At 66.1% G+C, this 20,458-nt stretch carries 19 protein-coding genes; 14 read left to right on the forward strand and 5 right to left on the reverse strand.

Features of this window, described 5'->3' with window-relative positions:
• The 13 genes from AAF184_14750 to AAF184_14810 form a co-directional block, all read left to right on the forward strand.
• A partial coding sequence (locus tag AAF184_14750) for a hypothetical protein (protein MEO0423594.1) occupies positions 1 to 219 on the forward strand: 219 nt, incomplete at its 5' end.
• Positions 212 to 445 carry a hypothetical protein gene (locus tag AAF184_14755; GenBank protein MEO0423595.1) on the forward strand — a complete coding sequence of 78 codons (234 nt, stop codon included), beginning with the start codon at positions 212 to 214 and terminating at the stop codon, positions 443 to 445. The genes AAF184_14750 and AAF184_14755, both read left to right, overlap by 8 nt.
• A 117-nt stretch (positions 446 to 562) precedes the next feature.
• Positions 563 to 1,384: an autotransporter outer membrane beta-barrel domain-containing protein gene (locus tag AAF184_14760; GenBank protein ID MEO0423596.1), complete on the forward strand. Its 822-nt coding sequence runs from the start codon at positions 563 to 565 to the stop codon at positions 1,382 to 1,384.
• Positions 1,385 to 1,390: 6 nt separating this feature from the next.
• On the forward strand, positions 1,391 to 2,863 hold the full coding sequence (locus AAF184_14765) for a glycosyltransferase (protein ID MEO0423597.1): 1,473 nt from the start codon (positions 1,391 to 1,393) through the stop codon (positions 2,861 to 2,863).
• Positions 2,860 to 4,134 carry a glycosyltransferase 87 family protein gene (locus AAF184_14770; GenBank protein ID MEO0423598.1) on the forward strand — a complete coding sequence of 425 codons (1,275 nt, stop codon included), beginning with the start codon at positions 2,860 to 2,862 and terminating at the stop codon, positions 4,132 to 4,134. Before AAF184_14765 ends, AAF184_14770 begins: the two co-directional genes overlap by 4 nt.
• Before the next feature lie 129 nt (positions 4,135 to 4,263).
• Entirely contained in the window at positions 4,264 to 4,875 is a 612-nt protein-coding gene (locus AAF184_14775; GenBank protein MEO0423599.1) for a hypothetical protein, read from the forward strand.
• 30 nt (positions 4,876 to 4,905) lie between these two features.
• A complete protein-coding gene (locus AAF184_14780; protein MEO0423600.1) occupies positions 4,906 to 5,424 on the forward strand; it encodes a hypothetical protein in 519 nt (172 codons plus the stop codon).
• Positions 5,425 to 5,533: 109 nt separating this feature from the next.
• Positions 5,534 to 6,763: an efflux RND transporter periplasmic adaptor subunit gene (locus tag AAF184_14785; GenBank protein MEO0423601.1), complete on the forward strand. Its 1,230-nt coding sequence runs from the start codon at positions 5,534 to 5,536 to the stop codon at positions 6,761 to 6,763.
• A complete protein-coding gene (locus tag AAF184_14790) occupies positions 6,763 to 9,963 on the forward strand; it encodes an efflux RND transporter permease subunit (protein MEO0423602.1) in 3,201 nt (1,066 codons plus the stop codon). The genes AAF184_14785 and AAF184_14790 overlap by 1 nt, the downstream gene beginning before the upstream one ends.
• A gap of 34 nt (positions 9,964 to 9,997) precedes the next feature.
• Positions 9,998 to 10,939 carry a DUF4272 domain-containing protein gene (locus AAF184_14795; protein MEO0423603.1) on the forward strand — a complete coding sequence of 314 codons (942 nt, stop codon included), beginning with the start codon at positions 9,998 to 10,000 and terminating at the stop codon, positions 10,937 to 10,939.
• An 87-nt stretch (positions 10,940 to 11,026) separates the two neighbouring features.
• Positions 11,027 to 11,419, forward strand: coding sequence for a hypothetical protein (locus AAF184_14800; protein ID MEO0423604.1), 393 nt, complete (start codon positions 11,027 to 11,029; stop codon positions 11,417 to 11,419).
• A 248-nt stretch (positions 11,420 to 11,667) separates the two neighbouring features.
• Complete coding sequence (locus AAF184_14805) at positions 11,668 to 12,945, forward strand: hypothetical protein (protein ID MEO0423605.1); 1,278 nt, start codon at positions 11,668 to 11,670, stop codon at positions 12,943 to 12,945.
• Positions 12,946 to 13,050: 105 nt separating this feature from the next.
• On the forward strand, positions 13,051 to 14,373 hold the full coding sequence (locus tag AAF184_14810; GenBank protein MEO0423606.1) for a nuclear transport factor 2 family protein: 1,323 nt from the start codon (positions 13,051 to 13,053) through the stop codon (positions 14,371 to 14,373).
• Between the two features lie 3 nt (positions 14,374 to 14,376).
• On the opposite strand, the gene AAF184_14815 is transcribed toward AAF184_14810, so the two are convergent.
• A complete protein-coding gene (locus tag AAF184_14815; protein ID MEO0423607.1) occupies positions 14,377 to 15,678 on the reverse strand; it encodes a VCBS repeat-containing protein in 1,302 nt (433 codons plus the stop codon).
• 456 nt (positions 15,679 to 16,134) lie between these two features.
• Between AAF184_14815 and AAF184_14820 the strand changes: the two genes are divergently transcribed.
• Positions 16,135 to 16,455, forward strand: coding sequence for a VOC family protein (locus AAF184_14820; protein MEO0423608.1), 321 nt, complete (start codon positions 16,135 to 16,137; stop codon positions 16,453 to 16,455).
• A 13-nt stretch (positions 16,456 to 16,468) separates the two neighbouring features.
• On the opposite strand, the gene AAF184_14825 is transcribed toward AAF184_14820, so the two are convergent.
• The 4 genes from AAF184_14825 to AAF184_14840 form a co-directional block, all read right to left on the reverse strand.
• Positions 16,469 to 17,692, reverse strand: coding sequence for a P1 family peptidase (locus tag AAF184_14825; protein ID MEO0423609.1), 1,224 nt, complete (start codon positions 17,690 to 17,692; stop codon positions 16,469 to 16,471).
• Between the two features lie 70 nt (positions 17,693 to 17,762).
• Positions 17,763 to 19,076, reverse strand: coding sequence for an MFS transporter (locus tag AAF184_14830; GenBank protein MEO0423610.1), 1,314 nt, complete (start codon positions 19,074 to 19,076; stop codon positions 17,763 to 17,765).
• Positions 19,073 to 19,627 (reverse strand): peptidylprolyl isomerase, encoded by a 555-nt coding sequence (locus AAF184_14835; protein MEO0423611.1) that lies wholly within the window; start codon positions 19,625 to 19,627, stop codon positions 19,073 to 19,075. The genes AAF184_14830 and AAF184_14835 overlap by 4 nt, the downstream gene beginning before the upstream one ends.
• Positions 19,628 to 19,657: 30 nt before the next feature.
• On the reverse strand, positions 19,658 to 20,251 hold the full coding sequence (locus AAF184_14840) for an XRE family transcriptional regulator (protein ID MEO0423612.1): 594 nt from the start codon (positions 20,249 to 20,251) through the stop codon (positions 19,658 to 19,660).
• Positions 20,252 to 20,458 lie beyond the last annotated feature (207 nt).

Genomic DNA, 20,458 nt, shown 5'->3' on the forward strand with positions numbered 1-20,458 from the left:
ACCCGCGCCCTGGGCGCGAGCCTGAAGCTCGCCTGTCGCCGCCTCGGCTACGCCGTCGACGACATCGACGGCTCCTACGACATCGATGTGGCTGCAGACCTCGACGCGCTGCGCCACGACCTCAAGACCGATCACCGACCCGCACGGCGCCAGCTCCTGGCGACCCTGCCCACCCTCACCGATACCACCGCCGCCCCCGGAGGACGTTTCCGTGCATGAGAGCGTGAAGAACTACTACGGCCAAGTGCTGCAGGGCACGGACGATCTACTCACCGACGCCTGCTGCACCGAGGGCACGCTGCCCGCCCACCTCGATGAGGTGCTGGCCAACATCCACCTGGCAGATGCTCCGCGGCAGTCGCTTCGCGGCGCACTTCGAGTTTTTCGGCGATGCGTCGACGCACCTGGGCGCGTTCGCGGGCGACGGCCTCGCCACGCCCTTTGAAGACGCGGATGCCGTCACCACTGAGCGCGCGCCAGTCCCACGCAAATGCTGCGGCTAGCCATCCAGCGCGCAAGCACTCCCTAGCCGATACCGCTTCCTAACTCCAGGAGAAAACACGTGCAACGTTTCGCTGCCGTCGGCGCCGCCCTGGCGCTGGCGTTCATTCCCCTCGCCCAGGTGCATGCCGGGGCATGGACCCTGCCCAAGGGTGAGGGCTACAACAAGATCGCCTTCAACTACTTCGAGGCCACCGACACCTTCGGTCCCGGCGCGGAGGGCTTCGAGCGCTTCTCCGACTTGACGCTGAACTACTACGCCGAGTACGGCCTGCACGACAAGCTCACGCTCATCGGTCAGCTGCCCGTGCGCTGGTCGGAGAACGAGACGGTGACCGGCAGCACCGACAACTTCGGCATCGGCGATGTCGACCTCGGGCTGCGCTACAACCTGGTCAACAGTGACTGGGTGGTGTCCACGCAGCTGCTCTACAAGTTGCCCTTCCTCTACAACGAAGACGCCGCGCTACCCCTGGGTAACGGTCAATCGGATCTCGAGGGTCGCATTCAGATCGGCAAGTCGCTCCACCCCTTCGGCTACTTCGGCGTGGAGGCGGCCTATCGCTACCGCGCGGACGATCCCAGCGATGAGTTCCGCTACCTCGTCGAGTACGGCTTCGACGCCAGCGACAACGTCTACCTGCGGGCGAAGCTCGATGTGATCGAGGCCCTGCAGAGCACCAACGTGGAGTTCGTCGACGGCGGCAACCCCAACTTCCCGAATGCCTTCGACCTCGGTCGCGTGGAAGCGAGCATCGGCTACAAGGTCAACGATCGCCATAGCGTGGAGTTCACCTATACGAACTCGATCTTCGGCGACAACATCCTCGATGGCGACACCTTCCAGGTGGGTTACGTCTTCGCCTTCAAGCCCGGGCGGTAGGCTGTGGTGGAGTGGATTGCGGCGCTGCTGCTCGCCGGTCACTACGTGGTGTTGGGCGTGCTGTGCCTGTTCGGGGCGCACCGGTTCTATATCACCGCCCTGGCGCAGCGCCGCTATCGCCAGCCGTCGCCCCTCGCGCGCTTGCAGACGCTGCCCACGGTCACGGTGCAGCTGCCGCTCTTCAACGAGCGGGCCGTCGCGCGCCGGGTGATCGACGCGGCGGCCGCGTTGGACTATCCCGCCGATCGGTTGCAGATCCAGGTGTTGGACGACTCCACCGACGACACCAGCCACATCGTCGCCGAGGGGGTCGCCCACCACGCGGCGCGGGGCGTGCGGATCGAGCACCTGCGCCGTAGCGATCGGGTGGGCTTCAAGGCCGGTGCGCTCGCGGCTGCCCTGCAGCGCGCATCCGGGGAGTACGTCGCCGTGTTCGATGCGGATTTCCTGCCGGAGAAGGAGCTCCTGCGCAGCATGATCCAGCACTTCGCCGACCCGCGCGTGGGCATGGTGCAGGCTCAGTGGGACTACCTGAACCGCCGCGACAGCCTCCTCACCCGCCTGCAGGGCATGCTCCTGGACGCGCACTTCACGGTGGAGCAGACGGGCCGTAGCGCCGGCGATCGCTTCTTCAACTTCAACGGCACGGCCGGCATCTGGCGTCGCGCGGCGATCATCGACGCCGGCGGCTGGCAGGCGGACACGATCACCGAAGACCTCGACCTCAGCTACCGTGCCCAGCTGGCACGCTGGCGCTTCGTCTATCTGCGCGACGTGCGCTGCATGAGCGAGCTGCCGAGTGACATGAACGCCTTCAAGAGTCAGCAGCGTCGCTGGTCGAAGGGCGGCATCGAGGTGATGCGCAAGCTCCTGCCTCGCCTGTGGCGAACCCCGATCGCGCCAGCTCAGCGCCTCGAGGGGACGGTACATCTCACGAGCAACCTATCGCATCTGTTGATACTCCTCGACGGGCTCTTCTTCCTGATCCCGGCGGTGATGCTGCGCCAGTCGATCATTCCCTTTCCGCCGGTATGGGTGGATCTGGTGCTGTTCACCTTCGGTGGCCTGTCGCACGTGTACTTTTACCTCGGCGCGCAGGCATCGCTTGGGCGCAGCGTACTGGCGCAGGCCTGGCAGGTGCCGCTGCTGATGGCGACGTCCATCGGCTTGAGCCGCAACAACGGCGTGGGCGTGCTGGAGGCATTGCTCGGGCGGCGTACGGCCTTCGTGCGCACGCCGAAGCAAGGGGCCAAGGCGCGCCCCGACTATTTCGTCGCCGTCTCGCGCGTGGGGGAGGCCCTGGAGGTGGCCGTTGGCCTCATCTACGTGTGGGCGACGCTCTGGTGCGTGCAGCAGCAGGTCTACATGGCCGTGCCGTTCATGGCGATGTTCGCCTTCGGGTTTCTGTACACGGGCGTCTCCAGCATCGTGGCCCAGCTCGAGCGACGGCGCCCGCGGGCGGTGGTGGCGCTGACGTGAGCATCCCCGGCGCTGCGTGGCTCGCGACGGTCGCGTCAGCCCTGTGGATACCTGGGTACGCCGGGGCACACAGCGGGTCGGCGGTGATCGCGCTGCACCTCGCCTTGACCGCGTGGATGTTCTATTTCTGGCGCTGCAGCCTGGAAGGGCGCCTGTCCCTGCCCACCCTCATCGCCCTCGGCGTGGTGGCGCGCCTGCTGCTGATACCGGTGGCGCCCTTCACCACCCATGACGTGGAGCGCTACCTGTGGGATGGGGCGGTGGTCGTCGCCGGCGTCGATCCCTACGTCGTCGCACCGGACGACGCGCAGGTGGCGTGGTTGCGTGCCGTGTGGGCCACGCCCGAGGAGCACGCGGCGTATCCCACCCTCTACCCGCCGCTGGCGTTGGTTGGCTTTGCCGTCAGCGCCCTGGCCGGCCCCGCCGCCGGCATCTGGCTATGGAAATTCTTGAGTGCACTCGCCAGTGTCGGCGTGCTGCTGTTGATGATCCCACTGGCGGCGCAGATCGGTCAGCAACGGCACCTGCCGCTGCTGGCCATGTCACCGCTGATGCTCCTGGAAGCGGGCATCGGCGCTCACGTGGATGTGTGGGCCACCCTGGCGGTGACCGCCGCCTTGTGGGCGATCGTGACCGCTCGGTGGCGGTGGGCGGGGGTCGCGATCGCCTGCGGGGCGGCGATCAAGCTGTTGCCCGTGCTGTTGTTGGGGCCGCTCGTGAGCGTCCTGTCGTGGCGGCAGGCTCGGCGTGTGGTGGTGGCGATGGGGCTGACGCTCGGCGCCATCTATGGGAGCGCCTTGGCCTTGGGTTTCAGGCCGCTCGGGAGCTTGCCCGTCTTTTTTGAGAAGTGGCGCTTCGGGTCGCCGCTCTACGATGTGTTCGCCTTCCTGGAGATCGACGCTGCCTTGCCTTTGTTTGCCATCGGGTTGTTGTTCCTGGCCTGTTGGTGGGCGCGGCGAGACTTGTTTCTAGGGCTGGCGCTCGCGCTCGCGGTGCCGCTGGTGGTGAGCCCCGTGGTCTTCCCGTGGTATCTGTTGCCGTTGGTCCCGCTGCTCGTCTTGCGGCCGACGTTGGTGGGACTCGTGTGGGTGACCTTGGTCGCCGTTACCTACGAGGTGCTGGACGCCTACAACGCCTCAGGTGTGTGGGATCCCGCTGCTTGGCCCTTGTGGGTGATGGGCCTCGGCGTGCTGGGCGCGCTGGCGGCGACGCCGCTCAGAGACCATCGGTTAGCGCGCGAGCTATCGCCCGCTGAGATCGACCCCGCCTAAGCGCTCCTGCGCGCGCCTGCGGTGCGCGAAATTCGTTCGCCCGCGCCATGCGTAGAAGCCGGCGGGCTATCGGCGCACAATAGGTGGCGATCCACTCCAATGGGTGCACGGGAGCCAGGGCGTCGACCTATGCTGAGCAAACACACGGTGATCGCGGCGTTGACCTCGCTGTGCGTCTGCCTGGTGGGCGTGAGCCCTGCTGAGCAACGGACGGAGCCCGTCGAGCGCTCCGCGCCCTCGGCGCAGACGGCGCCACCTCGGCCACCCCCCGTCGTCCTGCACCAGCAGCGTTGGCCACCAGATCGGCCCAAGCGGCCCGCCACCTTGCGTCGCGTCCGGGAGGAGAACATCAGCGACGAGGAGGTGCGCGAGATCAGGGCCGTGATGTTGTCCCATTTTCCCGGCGCCATCGTGAACATCGGCGCCGTCACCGAGGGCTGCCATTGCGCCGATGGGCCCGCCTGCGAGAACCAGGTATGGGTGGTGGCCGACCGCAATCAGGTCTCCAACGGCTTACGGCTCTCCCGTATCGGCGGCGTGTGGCTGATCGGCCCGGTGCAAGAATGGTGGCTGGAGTACGAGGCCTACCAGCAACGCCTCCTCGAAGCACGCAAGATACGCGACCGCGAGGAACGCGGCCGTCGCTACCAGGCGCTGACGGAAGAGCAGAGGCAGCTGGAGAGTTGGTCGCCGCAGTGCGATGACCCTCGCCAGGCCTACCAGGACTCACGGCGCTATTAGCGGGGTGGTGCCCGCCAGGTGTCGATTGAGATGAATGACAAGGACCGCTCGGCACTCGAGCTATTGAAACTGGGGCTGGAAGAGGCTCAAGCCACGGTCCGCGCCTACGACACGAAGGCGCAGATCGTTGGCGTCGGCTACATGTTCGCGCTCGGCATCGTCGGCGGCATCGGCGAGCATCTCCCCGGGGCGGACAGCGAGATCGGCTTCCTCGCCGTGGCGGTGGCCTGGCTCGTGACGATCTTCCCGATCATCTCCTTCGGCGCCGTGCTCTACCCCACGAGGAAGGCGGCGGAGCAGTTCCACGCCGCCGAGCACACGCCGCGCGATCGCGTCCTCTTCGTGGATCCGGATCACACCTCGTCGGCGAGCGCCCTGGCGACGGCCGCCAGGCAGGCCGACCCGATGGAAGAGCTCGCCTACGAGTTGATGACCGTGTCCAGGCTTCGGGATCTGAAGCGCAAGCGATTCTTGCGCGGGCTGCTGCTGGTCGGGGTGAGCTTTGTCGTTCTGTTCGGCGTGCAGCTCTTGCGCGGAGCGGTGCTGTGATCCTGGGCTGATGCCCGGTGGCTGCCGCGGATGGGTCGGAAAGGCGGGCGCAGCGCTCAGTTCGTAACGCGTAGCGCCCAACGCATGACCCCTGGCGCTGGAGGCCGCTGTGCTTCAGGCGCACAATACCCGCCGTGATCACCGCAAATCGGGTACTCGCGTGCCGTACTGGCTGCAACGACTCCTCACCTTCGGACTCATCATCGGCATCATCGGCGGCGCAATCTTGGGCGCCGGCTTCATGAAGGCCATGCGCCCGGAGGTCGAGCAAAAGCCCCGCGAGGACGCGGCGCCGCTCGTCAACGTCCTGAGCCTCGAGCCCACCTCCACCGCCTTCAGCGTGATCAGCCAGGGCGTCGCCCAGCCGGTCACGCAGACCCGCCTGAGCGCGGAAGTGGCCGGCACGGTGGTGGAGGTGGCGGACAGTTTCGTCGCGGGGGCTTCCTTCCAAGCCGGCGAGGTGCTCCTGCGCATCGATCCGACCAACTACGAGGTGGCGGTGGCGCAGGCCAAGGCGGCCGTGAGTCAGCGCCAGGTGGAATACGACGGCGCCAAGCGGGTGCGCGAGAAGGGCTACGGTGCGGAGGCGGAGTTGCTGTCGGCGAAGGCGGCCCTGGAGTCTGCCAAGGCCGATCTGGTCCGCGCCCAGCGCGATCTCGAGCGCACCTACGTGCGCGTGCCCTACGACGGCGTGGTCCGCGAGCGCACGGCCCAGCTCGGCGATTACGTCGCTCCGGGCTCGGCCCTCGGCACCACCTTCGCCACCGACCGCTTCGAAGTGCGCCTGCCCCTGCCGGATCGGGAGCTCGCCTTCGTCGAGCTGCCGCGCGTCGCCGGTGACACGCCGCCGCCTGACGCCACCCTTAGCGGGCGCTACCGCGGCAAGCCTGCCACCTGGCAGGCGAGGGTGGTGCGCACGGAAGGCGTGGTCGATGAGCGCACGCGCATGGTGTTCGCCGTGGCCGAGGTGGTCGATCCCTACCAGCGCGATGCGGACACGACCGGCAGCATGCCGCTGCCGGCGGGCACCTTCGTGGAGGCCGCCGTGGACGGCATCGTGGTGAACGGTGTGGTGAAGATCCCGCGCACGCTCATCCGCGGCAACAATCAGGTGATCTTCGTCGACGTAGACAACAAGCTGCGTTTGCGCAACCTCGATATCCTGCGCACGGATGCCGAGTACGCTTACGTGCTGGCGGATCAGTTGAGCGAGGATCGCGTGCTGCTGACGACGCTGGAAGCCCCCCTCAACGGCATGCTGGTGCGGCCGAACGACGAGGCCGTCGAGGCCACGGCGGACGATGAGCCCACGGCGCAGCTGATCCTCGGAGAGCGATGATGGCGAGTGACGATCCCCAGCGCGGGCTGATCAACTGGTTTGCGCGCAACCCCGTGGCGGCCAACCTGCTGATGGCGGTGATCATGGTCGCCGGCATCATGGTCGCCCAATCGATCCGTAAGCAGACCACTCCTGACTTCGAGCTCGACATCGTCACGGTCACCGTCGCCTACCCCGGCGCCGCGCCGCAGGAGGTGGAGCAGGGTATCCTCACCCGCATCGAGGACGCCATCGCCAACCTGCCCGGCATCGCCGAGATCCGCAGCACGGCGAGCGAGGGCTCGGGCACGGTCTCCATCGAACTCACGCCGGGCGCCAGCCTGGACCTCGTGCAGAGCCAGGTGAAGACCCGCGTCGACGCCATCCCTACCTTGCCCGAGCTGGCGGAGAAGCCGGTGATCGAGCGGGTGGAAGTGCCCGTGCCGGTGATCTTCATCTCTATCTACGGCGACATGGATGAGTACGCGCGCAAGGACGTGGCCGCGGACGTGCGCAACGGCCTGCTCCAGCTGCCGGGCATCAACGATGTGGAGCTCCTCGGCGATCGTCCCTACGAGATCAGCATCGAGGTGGCGCAGGCGACCCTCGAGCGCTACCAGCTGACGATGGACGAGATCGCCCTGGCCGTGCGCGCCAACGCTCGCGACATCCCCGGCGGCACCATCGAGACGGACCGCGGCGACATCCTCCTGCGCACCCAGGGCCAGGTGTACACGGGCAGCGAGTTCGCCCAGATCGCCGTGCGCACCTTCGAGGACGGCTCGCGCCTGCTGCTGTCGGACATCGCCACCATCGACGATGGTTTCGTGGAGGGCGACGGTTTTGGCCTGTTCAACCGCGAGCCGGTGGCGACCATGCGCGTGCTCGCCGGCGGCCAGCAGAACGAGCTGCGCACGGCCCAGGTGGTGAAGGGCTACGTGGCGGAGTTCACCAAGACCCTGCCCGAGAGCGTGCGCGTGACCACCTGGGTGGACCGCGCCAACTACCTCCAGCAGCGCCTGGACATGATGCTGAAGAACATGTGGCAGGGCGCCGCCCTGGTGTTCATCGTGCTGAGCTTGTTCCTGCGCTTGAAGTTCGCCATGTGGGTGATCATCGGCATCCCGGTCACCTTCCTGGGCGCACTCGCGTTCATGCCCTACAACCCCTGGCCAGTGACGATCAACGTCATTAGTCTTTTCGCGTTCATCCTCGTGCTGGGCATCGTGGTGGACGATGCGATCATTATCGGCGAGAGCATCTACACCAAGACGCGCGCGGACGGGCACACGGTGAACAATGTGGTGGCCGGCGCCAACCGCGTGGCCGTCGCCGCCACCTTCGGCGTGTTGACGACGATCGCGGCCTTCGCGCCGATGCTCTTCGTGGGTGGTGTCGCCGGCTCCTTCCTCGAAGCCGTGTCCGTGGTGGTCACGCTCTGCCTGCTGTTCTCCCTGGTGGAGTCGAAGTTGATCCTGCCCGCGCACTTGGCGCACTCGAAGATCGAGCCTATCGACGAGGAGGCGATCTTCTCGCCCTACCTGCAGTCTAAGAACCCCTTGAAGTGGCTGGCCAAGGCCTTCGCCCGCGCCCAGCGCCACACGCAGCATTGCCTCCGCTGGGTCATCGACAAGCTCTACGACCCCCTGCTGCGGCGGGCGATCAAGGCGCGCGGCGTCACCTTCGCCATCTTCGTCGCCATGATCATCCTCGCCGGCGGCCTCTTCGCCGGCGGCTTCCTGCGCTTCGTCATCTTCCCGGAGTTGCCGGGCGATTACCTGTTTGCGAGCGTGAGCATGCAGACGGGCACGCCGAGCGAGGAACGTAACAAGGCGCTGGTGCACCTACAGGAATCGATCTACGTGGTGCGCGACCGCTATCTCGACGAGAATCCGCAGGGCACCGATCCGCTGCGCCACGTAGCCACGTTCACGGAGACGCCCACGCGGGGGACGGTGATCGTGGAAATGCAGCCGGTCGAAACGCAGACCGTCGAAGGCGATGAGTTGGCCGCCAGGTGGCGAGAGCAAAGTGGCGACATCCCCGGCGTTCGCACCCTGCAATTCACCAACGGCAACACGATTGGGGGCGGCGCGCCCTTGAGCTTCAAGCTCATCGGGGACGACATCGATGCTATCGAAGCGGCCGCCGCTGAGCTGATGGAGTCCCTGCGCTCCTACGCAGGCGTCTTCGATATTCGCAATTCGGCCAGCGCGGCGGGCAACGAGATCGAACTCGCCGTGAAGCCTGGGGCCGAGGCCCTCGGCATCACCCTGAACACCCTCGGCACGCAGGTGCGCCAGGCCTTCTTCGGCGAAGAGGTGCAACGCATCCAGCGCGGCAAGGACGAGGTGAAGGTGATGCTGCGCTACCCGGAGGAGGACCGGCGCTCCGTTGACGATCTCGAGACGATGCTGGTGGCGACGCCGTCGGGTGATCGCGTGCCGTTCTCGGAGGTGGCCGAGGTGCGCTACGGCAACGCCTACGCCTCGATCACCCGCCAGGACGGCGAGCGCACGGTGACCGTCTCCGCCGACATCGACACGGTGGTCGCCGAGCCCGGCGAGGTGATCGAAGACATCAACACCAACGTTATCCCCGAGATCCTCGCCCGCCACCCGAGCGTGGAGTACGCCCTGGAGGGAGCGAGCCTCGAGACCCAGCAGTTCCTGAGCAACCTCACCTACGCGTCGATCGCCGCAATGTTCCTCATCTACGCGCTGATCGCGATCCCCCTGAAGTCCTACACGCAGCCGATGATCATCATGTCCGTGATTCCCTTCGGCTTCATCGGCGCGATCATCGGCCACCTGCTGCTCGGGATGGAGATCAGCATGTTCTCCCTCTTCGGACTCATCGCCCTGGCCGGCGTGGTGGTGAACGACAGCCTGATCATGATCGACTTCGTGAACAAGGCGCGGGCCGACGGCATTGCGCTGCAGGAGGCGGTACTGGAGTCCGGCAAGGCGCGCTTCCGGGCGATCATCCTCACGTCCCTGACCACGGCGATCGGTCTGGTGCCGATCATGCTGGAGACGAGCGCCCAGGCGCAGTTCGTGATCCCGATGGCCGTGAGCATGAGCTTTGGGATTCTCTTCGCCACGGTGATCACCTTGATCCTGGTTCCGACCTTGTACCTGCTGCAGGAGGACTTCCTGAGCGGCACGGGGAAGGCCTGGCGGTGGCTGATCGGGCGCGCGCCCGGGCATCAGTCGGCCTAGGGTGCGGTTCACAACGGGCGACGGCTAGCGCATCGTGTCCTTTGATCTTTCTGTCGTCGTACCGGCGGGTGTCACCCTGGACAGGCAAGCACTCGCTGACCAATTCCTGTCGATCACCGAGCGCTTCGAGCTTGAGCCCGTGCTTGGTTTCGGCGCTGCGTTCGAGGAACTCAAGGCTTCTGCGGCGAAGATGGGCATCGACCTGCCGAACCCTGAGGATGGGGAGGAGTGGGAGTTCGCTGCCATCGAATTGAGCGGACACGACGAAGGCGTTCTCGAAGCCTTCTACGCGGCGCTGGTTGCCTTCTGCCGACAGCACGCGTTGCGTCTCCACGACCCGCAGCTCGGCGAGGACGTCGATCTGGAGTCGCCGGGAGTCCACCCGCCAGGATATGAGGGGCTCGACGAGGATGACGACGACGACGAGAACGACGCGGATCTGCTGCAACCCCCGCAGGACGTGGCTCGGCGGGCCCTGGCCCTGCTCGCGGTGGTCGAGAGGGTGTACCAGTCACCGGCTGATGGGCTTGGCCGATGGGTCCGCGATCACGGAGTTGACGCGTATTTCGCGCCGGCAGAGCGCGCGTTTTTCTTTACGCAAGAGCCAGCGCGCGCCGACCGGATCAAGTTTAGCTGGCGAGCAGAGTCGCTCGCCGTGTTGCTGTGGTCGCTAGGGGTGGTGGATCAGTTGCCCTCGTTCACCACACGAGTCGAATTGGCGCGAATAGACGCGCTCGCCAACATGTATGTCGATCCGCAAGCGTTCATCGATGGCGCGACACTTCGATCTGTGGACGATCTGTACTTCCTCGACGGGGAGATGGGTGTGCCCCACTGGCGTGCGCGCGATGCGCGTTTCCGTGGGCGCCCGCCGCCGCCTGGCATAGATGAGGGCATCCTGCAGGAGCGACGCTACGCGACGGTTTGGCTCACCCAGCCAGGTGCTAGCTGGGAGGAGATCTCCGTAGATACATAGGGAAGCTGCTGGGTTCGCGGGTGCTATCGACGTCGTCATTACCTCCAAGGTCATTGAATCGTCCACCGAAGATACGAAAATGCGCGAATGAAGCTTTTTCAGCGCGTTCTCTTTTTCGTCCCGGGGCTCATCAACATCCTCCCCATCGTCGGGGCCTTGTCCGACGAGCACCTGGTAAGGCTGTACGCACTCCCCGTGCTGCACGCCGACGTCGCGCTACTACTGCGCCATCGCGCGCTGGTGCTGGCGATCGTCGGCGGGCTGATCTTATGGTCCTCCTTCGCGCCGCGCTTGCGGGGCGCCGCAACGATCGCGGGCTTGACGGGCATGCTCTCGTTCGCGGTGTTCGTGCTGGCATTGGAGCCGACCAACGCCATGTTGCTGAAGGTGGCCTGGGTGGATGTGCTGGCGGCGGTGATGCTTGGATCCGCCTACGTACTGCATTGGCGTTCGGGATCGCGTAGCCGTATAGGCGGGTAATGCGGTGAGGCGCTAACCGCGACCGCCGCCGCGCCGTGGGATCACTCGGTGCTCCGGCAAAGTCCCTATGGGAGTCCGACGACGTGCTTGCCATAAGCTTGCAAAGCTGTTGGGCACACGTCCCAACTTCGGGCGAGCGCGTGGCGATCTGCAGCGCGCAATCCAGAGAATGCGCCCTGGGCATCGGGCGCGGCGGCGGCGCACGCCGATACTGACGACTGATCCCCAATGGGTAACAGGTGACGGTCATGCAGTGCTTGGTGACGTCTCGACGCCTCGTCGTGTCGGCGATGGTGCTCGGTGGTGGGCTGATAGGCAGCGCGCCCACGTGGAGCCAGACGGCCCTCGATGAGTGGTTCACCCAGGCCATGAGCACCCTGGTGCTCAATCACCGCTTCGAGTTCGTCGATGACGAAGCCAACGACCTCGACAGCGCCAGCGCCTCCACCCTGCGGGCTTTCCTCGGCTACTCGACGGCCGAGCGCGCCGGCTTCTCCGTCCACGTGGGCCTCGAGGGGGTGCTGCACGTCGGCCTCGACGACTTCAACGTGCCCGGGGAGACATCGGAAGGCTTCGATGTGGTCGCCGATCCCGAGGGCATCGAGTTCGACGAAGCCTACTTCGCCTACAAGGGCCTCCCCGACACTACTTTGAAGGTGGGGCGCCAGTACGTGAGTTTCCGCAAGGCTCCCCACCACCGCTTCGTGGGCCCCGTGCCCTGGCGCCAGAACTGGCAGTCGATGGACGCCGTGCGCCTGGTGAACAAGTCCATCGCCGATCTCACGGTCGACTACGTGTACGTGCACAACGTCAGTCGCATCTTCGGCGAGAACAACGACAACGAGGCCTTGGCTAACTCCCCGATGAACAGCCACCTCCTGAACGTGAAGTACGGCGGCCTGCGCTTCGGTGAGATCGAGGGCTTCTACTACCGCCTCGATTACGACAACGACGCCCTGCCGGCGCCCTTCACCGATCGCGGCACCCTGGGCGTGAAGTTCCAGGGCGGCGCCCAGCTATCCGAGCGGATGAAGTTCCTGTACCTGGCGGAGATCTCGCAGCAGTCCGCCTTCGGCGACAATCCGTCCGCCTTCGATTCGGCGGATCAGTACCGCGTCGAGGCGGGCCTGAAGTTCGGCACAGGCTTCACGGCCAAGCTGGCCTACGAGGTGCTCGAGAGCAGCAACGGCGTGTCCTTCTCCACGCCCCTGGCTACCGTGCACGCCTTCCAGGGGTGGGCCGACCGCTTCATCGGCTTCCCGGGTGGCGGGGTGGAAGACCTCTACGTCGTGGGGCTGTCGACCCTGCCGGGCAGCATCAAGATGATGACGACCTTCCACAACTATCAGTCCGCTGCGGATGGCATCGACTACGGCTCCGAGTTCAACATCCAGTTCACCAAGAAGATCCAGCGCTTCACGCTGCAGCTCAAGCACGCCAGCTACTTCGGTGACGATGATCCGGCTGCCGGCGCCCTGGCCTTCGACAAGACCATCACCTGGTTCACCACCCGCTGGGCCATGTAGCGAGTCTTCCTCGCGCGGGATGGGATGGCGATCTCCGCCTAGCTGTGCTGGCGTGATCGCCTCGCCTTGGGTCATGCTGCGCGCATATGCACAAGGAGCTGTGTGATGCGCCCCATCCCCCTACTGGCCCTGGCCTGCCTGCTGCTGCTGGCGCCAATCCTCTTCGGCCCCAGTGCCGAGGCTTCCACCGCCTATCCACCCCTGCCACGCTCGCTCGATCAGGAGCAGCGCCTGCAAGACAACCTCGATGCTGCGCGCAGCGCCTACGAGGGCGACCCGAGCGAGATCAACACGATCTGGCTGGGGCGACGCCTCGCCTACCTCAATCGCTACGCGGAGGCGATAGACGTCTTCACCCAGGGCCTGGCCCAGTATCCCGAGTCCTACCGCCTCCTGCGCCACCGCGGGCATCGCTACATCAGTACCCGGCAGTTCGACCTCGCCCTCGCGGACTTCGAAGCCGCCTACGCGTTGAGCCCTAAGGGGGTGACCGAGATCGAGCCCGACGGCATCCCGAACCGCCTCAACAAGCCGCTCTCCAACACCCAGTTCAACATCCTCTACCACTGGGGCCTGGCGCACTATCTGCGCGGCGACTTCGAGCGCGCCGCCGAGCGCTACCGCGAGTGCCTGGACTACTCGCCGAACGACGACCTGCAGGTGGCGACGCTCGATTGGCTCTGGATGTCTTTGCAGCGCCTCGGCACCGAGGGGGCGCGGACGGAGGCTACCGGGTTGTTGATGCTCATCAATGCCGATATGCAGATCATCGAGAACGATGCCTATCTGAAACGTTTGCTCCTTTACAAGGGCCAGCTGACCGAAGACGAGCTGCTGCGCACTGACGCGGCGGATGCGAGCCTGGCCCTCGCCACCCAGGGCTACGGGGTGGCCAACTGGTACTTCCTCAACGGCCGCTGGGGCGAGGCACGGGCCATGCTGGCGCGCGTGGTCGCGACGGGGAACTGGCCGGCCTTCGGCTACATCGCTGCCGAGGCGGATCGGGCCCGGGGCGTGCCCGATCTAGCGGCGGCCTCCGCGGTGCTCGATGCCCTGCACACGGCGGCGTCCGAGGCCGATTGGGATCGGTACTTCTCCCTGTACCACCCCGCCGCCCGGTTCCTCGGCACGGATGCCACGGAGGATTGGGACATACCCACCTTCCGCGCGTACGCGAGCGCCACCGACGGGTGGACCTACACCCTGCGCGATCGCGCGCTCTACCGGCCCGTGGAGGACGTCGTCATGTTCCACGAGCTTCTCGACAACGCGAAGTACGGGACGAGCCGGGGATCGGGCGCCCTGGTGTGGGCGGAGGGGCGATTGCTGATCACCCAGTACCACCTGACCTTCCCGATCCCGAACGACCTGGCGGATGCCTTCACCGAGGAGATTCGCGCGTACGAAGCGGCCCCGTCCCCTCGCTAGGGGCTACTGCCCGAGAAACAGGAAGTCGCGTCCGGAACCCGCCGCGCCGAAGTTGCGCGTGGCGCAGAAGTACACGTCGAGCAGACCATCGCCGTCGAAGTCAGCGGCCTCGAGGTGAACCATGTTGCCTGCCACGGTGCCGATCAGGGTCTCGGTCTGTTCCGTGAACACCCCCGCGCCGTCGTTGGCGAAGGCGCGTACGGTGCCGAGGCCCGTGGCGCCCAAGTTCTCCGCCGTCACGATATCCAGGTCGCCGTCACGGTCGATGTCGATGGTGAGCACGCCGTAGGTGTTCGACAAGGTCGCCTGCGGCCACCTCGCTGCGGTCTCGTCCGTGAAGATGCCGTTGCCGTCGTTGATCAGCAATGAGTCGGCCAGCGGGCGGTTGGAATCACCGATGGTGGCGTTGGCGACCAGGGCGTCGAGGTCGCCGTCGCCGTCCAGGTCTGCCAATTGGATGTCGAAGGTGGAGTCGACGATGGCTGGCAGGTTGGTCGCGGTCACGTCGGTGAATACGCCGAGCCCGTTGTTGAGCCACAGGCGGTTCTGCAGCGCTTGGCCCTCGCTGGCGCTGCCGCGGTAGGCGAGGAAGATATCGTCGAAGCCATCGCCGTTCACATCGCCCACCCCGGAGTCCTCGGTGATGTCCGGGTCGTTGCCGGGCAGGTTGCCGGCGGGCGCTTCGTTGAAGGTGCCCATGCCGTCGTTGAGGAGCAGGTCGCTCACGCCGAAGTTGGAGAAGAAGAGATCGAGGTCGTTGTCCGTGTCGAAGTCGCGGGCGACGACGAAGGCCGAGAGGCCCGCCACCGGCAGGCCTTGGGGCGCTAGCTCGAAGTTCGGCCCGGAGCCCGTGTTCAGGTAGTACTCGTGCATGTCGCCCGGGTTGCTGTTGACGTTGGCGACCACCACGTCGAGGTCGCCATCCATGTCGAAGTCGCCCACAGCCACGTGCTCGGAGATGCCGAGGTTCGGCGGGAGCGTGTCCGGGTCGGTGAAGCTCGCGTTGCCATCGTTGACGAACAGCCGGTTGCGCGCGCCGCTCAAGGAGAACGCGGCGATGAAGAGGTCGAGATCGCCATCGCCTTCGGCGTCGAAGGCGCGCGCATCGAAGCAGTCGTTGTTGCGCGCATCGGGCAGCATAGTCGTGCCGTCGGTGAAGAATGCCGAAGGCACCGGGTCCGTGACCTCGGGCGGTGGGTCGGGCGTGGGCTCAGGGTCGGGCGTGGGTGCGGGCGCGAGGGTGGTGCTGCCGCCACCGCAGCCGTGGAGCATGAGCAGGGCGAGGAGCGAGATGGCGTACTTCATGGGGTAGAGCCTTTCCCGGTGGACGGGCCTTTCGTTGTATTTGTGCAACCTGCGGGGGATTGTTGGCTCAGTGGTGTTCGAATAGCAACAGTCAGTGAGTCCTGATTGCTCGCCGTACGCTGAAAACTTAGCCCATGAAGATAAATTTGTTGCAAGGCAGCGACATGATGTTGAGCTCTGGCACTCATGCTCTCTCCTGCGGTGGCGACGGGCGAAGCGGGGTAGGCGTCGACAGCCCTCGAGGGCAATCTGTGAAATGCCCCAGGCCGGCTCCGCGCCGGTGAGGGCCATTCGTTAGCTGCCCCCTTTTGAATTGAGGATCCCCAATGCAATCGCTGACGCCTTACCTGCAGGTCACCGATACCGATGAGGCCATCGCCTGGTACGTGAGGGTGTTCGGCGCGCAGGAGCCCCGTTCGCGCCTGGTGGCGCCTGGTGGCGCCTGACGGCACGTGCATGAATGCTGAGATCGATATCCACGGTGCGCGTGTGATGCTCGCCGATGAGATGCCGGGCGCAGGCTCGGGCAGTCCGTCACGACTGGGGGCGACCAGCGTGGTGCTCAACCTTCACGTGCCCGACGCGGACGCGGTGTTCGCCAAGGCGCTCGCGGCCGGAGCGGAAGAGGTGTTTCCGTTGGCCGATCAGTTTTACGGCGATCGAGCAGGCCGCATTCGTGACCCCTTCGGTCACCATTGGATCATCGCGACGCGGCTTCGTGAGGTGCCAGATGAGGAGATGGTGGCGGCCTTCGACGCGCTGTTCGCTGGGAGCTAGCGGTTCCGTAAGCTCATCGGGGCGTCTCAGGCGCTCCCGCCGGGGCGGCGACCGGGTCCGACGCTAAGCGCCCGTGCTGGCGCAGGATGTCCTGCAGGCGGTCGTGATCGATCGCCTCTACCGTGACATCGTCGACGCCCACCATGGTCTCGGCCGCGATCAAGGCGTTCACGATGGCTTCCTCCGTGGCTTGGATCACCCCTTCGTAAAGATAGTCGATCGTGTAGTCGGCGTACTCACTCAAGGCGTACAGCGTGCGCACCTCGCCCTCCTGCGGGGGCGTATCGTTGGCTGTCGAGAAGGCCACGAAGATCTCACCGGAGCCCACTTCGCCAACACCGCCTGTGCGTCCGATCCCCAGCGCCGGACGTTGCGCCATGCGCGCGAGTTGAACGGGCAGCAGCGGCGCGTCCGTCGCCACCACGACGAGGATGGAGCTGCCCTTGGCGTCCGGTGCCGCGAAGTGATTCGTCGTGTCCGGTTTGAGCACCTGACCGACCGGCACGCCGGCGATCGTCAGCCGCCAGGGCAGGCCGTGGTTCGCCTGCACCAGCACGCCTACCGTGTAGGGCCCGACCTTGCGCGAGCTGGTACCCGTGCCGGCCTTGAAGCCGTGGGAGATCATGCCCGTGCCGCCGCCGACGTTGCCTTCGGCGACGGGGCCGTTGCGGGCGCCGTCGAGGGCGGCGTACACGTGCGCCTGCTTGATGTGCCTGCCTAACATATCGTTGAGGTCGCCGTCCCAGGTTTCCGCGACCACGGGGAGGTAGGTCATGCCTTCGGGGTTGCGCTCGTGCATCCACTGGATCGCCGCGGCATGCACGTCGCCCACGCTCACCGTGTTAGTGAGGAGGACCGGACCCCAGATCGTGCCGTAGTGCTCGATCCATTGGGTGCCGGTCATCTCGCCGTTGCCGTTCATGTTGAAGTAGCCGGCGAAGACGCCCTGCTTGGCGTCGCGCCCACGCGGCAGGATGGCGGTGACGCCCGTGCGCACGGGGCCTTCGCCGATGACGAGGGGGCCTGCGCCTTCGATGAGCGTGATGTAGCCGACCTCCACGCCTGCGACATCCGTGATGGCGTTGTAGGGGCCGGGCGTGCCGTCGAAGGGGATGCCGAGATCGCGGGCACGGACGGGCTCAGCGTGGATGACGGGGGCGACGAGCATGGCGGCCGCCAGGGCGCCGAGGGCCCACGCATGGGCATTGCGGCGCTGGGGGTGGGCTTGCAATCGCATGACGCTCCCTCGTTGGAGTGACCTGGGCGGGGTGGAATCCACCCTACGGAGCCAACGTGGGTCTATCAAGCTAATCCAGCACCACGCCTTCCGTCTCAGGCAGCAGCGCCGCCGCGGCGAAGGTCGCTGCCAGGAACACGGTGATGAAGGACACGGTCTGCAGGAAGCCCGTATTCGCTAGTACCGCGCCGATCACCACCGGCGCGAGGGCGTTGGCCACGCGCTGGGTAGTCACGCCCCAGGCCGTGCCCGCGCCGCGACGTCGCGTGTCGTAGAGTTCGGCGAGCCAGGTGTTCCACACGCCCCAGCCCCCCAGGCTGAAGAACGACAGCAGGAAATTCCATAGGTAGAGCTGGGTGAGGGACTGGGCGTTAGCGAAGGCAAAGCCTGCTGCAGCGGCGCCCGCCACGAACACCAGCATCACCTTCTTGCGCCCGAAGCGACCGGTCAGGTAGCTCGCCGTGACGTAACCCGGGAACATGAAGACGGCGGAGAGTGCCATGAAGCCGAGTCCCTGGGGCGTCGACAGGCCTCGCTCGCTAAGCAGCGCGGGCATCCACGAGGCGAGGCCCCAGTAACCCCAGGCGAAGCAGAAGTTGATCATGCTCTGAATCGCGGTGATGCGGATGATCGGGCCCTCGAAGATGCTGGCGAAGGTGATCGCTTGCGGCTTGTCACCGCCTGGCGCGAGCACGCTCGTGCCCGTCACGCCGGGCTGCAGTCGATCGATGGCAGTGGCTGCCTCGTCTGTGCGCCCCTTTGCGGCCAGCCAGTACGGCGACTCGGGCACCACGCGCCAGATCACCAGCGCCCATAGGGAGACGACCGTGCTGAGGCCCATCACCCAGCGCCATCCGAGCGGGCCGAGGGCGCTGGTCACGCCGATCGCCACCAGCACGCCCACGGGCCACCCCGCCGAGAGGTAGACCGTGGCGCGCCCGCGCACGGGGACGGGCACGAGCTCTTCGAAGTAGGGGAAGGTGACGACGAGGGCGCCGGCCAATACCAGGCCCGCGGCGAAGCGCGCCGCCCAAAGCATCTCGTAGGTCGGGGATAGCGCAGCCAGCACGGGGAACAGGCCGTAGAGGCCGATGCTCAGCATCAGCGAGCCCTTGCGCCCGAGGGCGCCGCCGATCTTCCCCCACAGGAGCGCGCCCGGGATCATGCCGAGAAACAACGCACTGATCAGCGAGCCCACCTGAGCGGTGGTTAGACCTAAGTCCTCGGCGATGGCGCCGCTCGAGAAGATGATGATCATCATCTCCCAGGACTCGATCACGAAGGCGACGAACACGGCGAGGCCCGCGATCCAGTGGCGGGAGGTGAGCGGCATGTCCGCGAACCAAGCTCCCACTTCGCGGGCGGTCGACCGGGGGGCACTCATCGTTGCTCAGGTCCTTGTGTCGTTGGGGGGGCGGTTAAGGACACCACGCGTACGCGGTGCACGGGGATGGGGGCGTCGAGTTCGGGCTGGGTCTCGGCGCGGGCGCTGAGCGCGAGGAGGGTGTCGTGCCCGTCGCTGATCTCGCCGAAGGCGGCGTAGCCCAGGCCGTCGTCTTGGCGGGTGCCGCCGAAGTCCAGCACCGGTTCATCGCGCATGCACACGAAGAAGCTGCGGTAGACCTCGCCCGGCGCGAAGCGCGACGCCGAGACGGACCAACGCCGGTGCGCCAGGCCGCTCAGCGCTGTGGATTCATGCGCGATGCGCTCGCGCGGGGCACCCAGGCCTTGCTGGTTGCCGAGTTGCACGACTTGGATATGCGGTGGCATCTCCAGGGCGTCGTTGGTTGGGGCGAGGATGCGGAACACGCGGCCGTCATCGAGGCTGCCGCGCTCACACAGGTCGATGAAGTAGCGGCAGGTCACGGGCGCACGGTCTGTGAACAGCCGTACGGTGAACTGCCCAAGGGCCGTACTAACCTCTAGCCCTTGCACCGGCCTTCATCGAGGGAGTGAGGGGCCGGTTCACGGCGTGTCCTTGCCCGAAGGGAACAGCACGGGTGTGCCCACCCAGATCAGGCGCGCCGTCGCATCGCTCGCGTTGTACACGTCGTGGTCGATCTGCGTGTTGTGATGGGCGCTGTCGCCCTGGCGCAGGGTGAACACCTCATCGCCGATGCGCTGCTCCACTTCTCCGTCGAGCACGTAAAAGAAGTCCTCGCCTTCGGGCCGATGGACCACGGGCAGGCGCGTGCCGGGCGGGATCTCCATGATCAACGCATTCATTTGCTGATTGCGGATCGACGTGTCCAGGCGCGTGTAGCGCACGGGCGAGTCGATATCGATGTACTGGGGATTGTCCGCACGGCGCACGAGGCTGGTGGGCGAGGGCGGTGTGATGAAGTAGTTGATGTCCGTCTCGAGGGCCGCGGCGATGTTGATCAAGGACACGATCGACGGTGTGGCCTTGCCGCGTTCGGCTTGGGAGATGAACGCCGCGGACAGCTCCGAGCGGGAGGCCAACTCCTGCAGCGTCAGGCCCAGGGCCTGGCGTCGCGCCTTGAGCAGACTGCCGATGGAACTCTTGATGGGGCTGGAAGACTTTGCCGGACCGGCCATGACCGCGAACTCACTTACTGCAACCGATTTGTGGGCGCTTATTCTAGGCCCACGCGAAGGGGTGTCAAAAAAATTCGTTTACTTAAGTTTTAAAGTATCGTACACATTGAAACCGCAAGATGCGACGCATTTTCGACAGCGGGGGCTGCCGTGCGTCGCAGCAAATTCTGAGTGGACGTTTGCCGAGGGGGTGGCTATGCGGCCGGG

It is taken from the genome of Pseudomonadota bacterium (assembly GCA_039815145.1).
In the GTDB taxonomy this organism is placed as follows: domain Bacteria; phylum Pseudomonadota; class Gammaproteobacteria; order Steroidobacterales; family JBCBZW01; genus JBCBZW01.

Excerpts from the sequence above, each read along its gene's own strand:
- AAF184_14800 (MEO0423604.1), top strand. The coding sequence starts at position 11,027 with ATGAAGCTTTTTCAGCGCGTTCTCTTTTTCGTCCCGGGGCTCATCAAC.
- AAF184_14805 (MEO0423605.1), top strand. The coding sequence starts at position 11,668 with ATGCAGTGCTTGGTGACGTCTCGACGCCTCGTCGTGTCGGCGATGGTG.
- AAF184_14810 (MEO0423606.1), top strand. The coding sequence starts at position 13,051 with ATGCGCCCCATCCCCCTACTGGCCCTGGCCTGCCTGCTGCTGCTGGCG.
- AAF184_14825 (MEO0423609.1), bottom strand. The coding sequence starts at position 17,692 with ATGCGATTGCAAGCCCACCCCCAGCGCCGCAATGCCCATGCGTGGGCC.
- AAF184_14775 (MEO0423599.1), top strand. The coding sequence starts at position 4,264 with ATGCTGAGCAAACACACGGTGATCGCGGCGTTGACCTCGCTGTGCGTC.
- AAF184_14790 (MEO0423602.1), top strand. The coding sequence starts at position 6,763 with ATGGCGAGTGACGATCCCCAGCGCGGGCTGATCAACTGGTTTGCGCGC.
- AAF184_14840 (MEO0423612.1), bottom strand. The coding sequence starts at position 20,251 with ATGGCCGGTCCGGCAAAGTCTTCCAGCCCCATCAAGAGTTCCATCGGC.
- AAF184_14830 (MEO0423610.1), bottom strand. The coding sequence starts at position 19,076 with ATGAGTGCCCCCCGGTCGACCGCCCGCGAAGTGGGAGCTTGGTTCGCG.
- AAF184_14815 (MEO0423607.1), bottom strand. The coding sequence starts at position 15,678 with ATGAAGTACGCCATCTCGCTCCTCGCCCTGCTCATGCTCCACGGCTGC.
- AAF184_14780 (MEO0423600.1), top strand. The coding sequence starts at position 4,906 with ATGAATGACAAGGACCGCTCGGCACTCGAGCTATTGAAACTGGGGCTG.
- AAF184_14820 (MEO0423608.1), top strand. The coding sequence starts at position 16,135 with ATGAATGCTGAGATCGATATCCACGGTGCGCGTGTGATGCTCGCCGAT.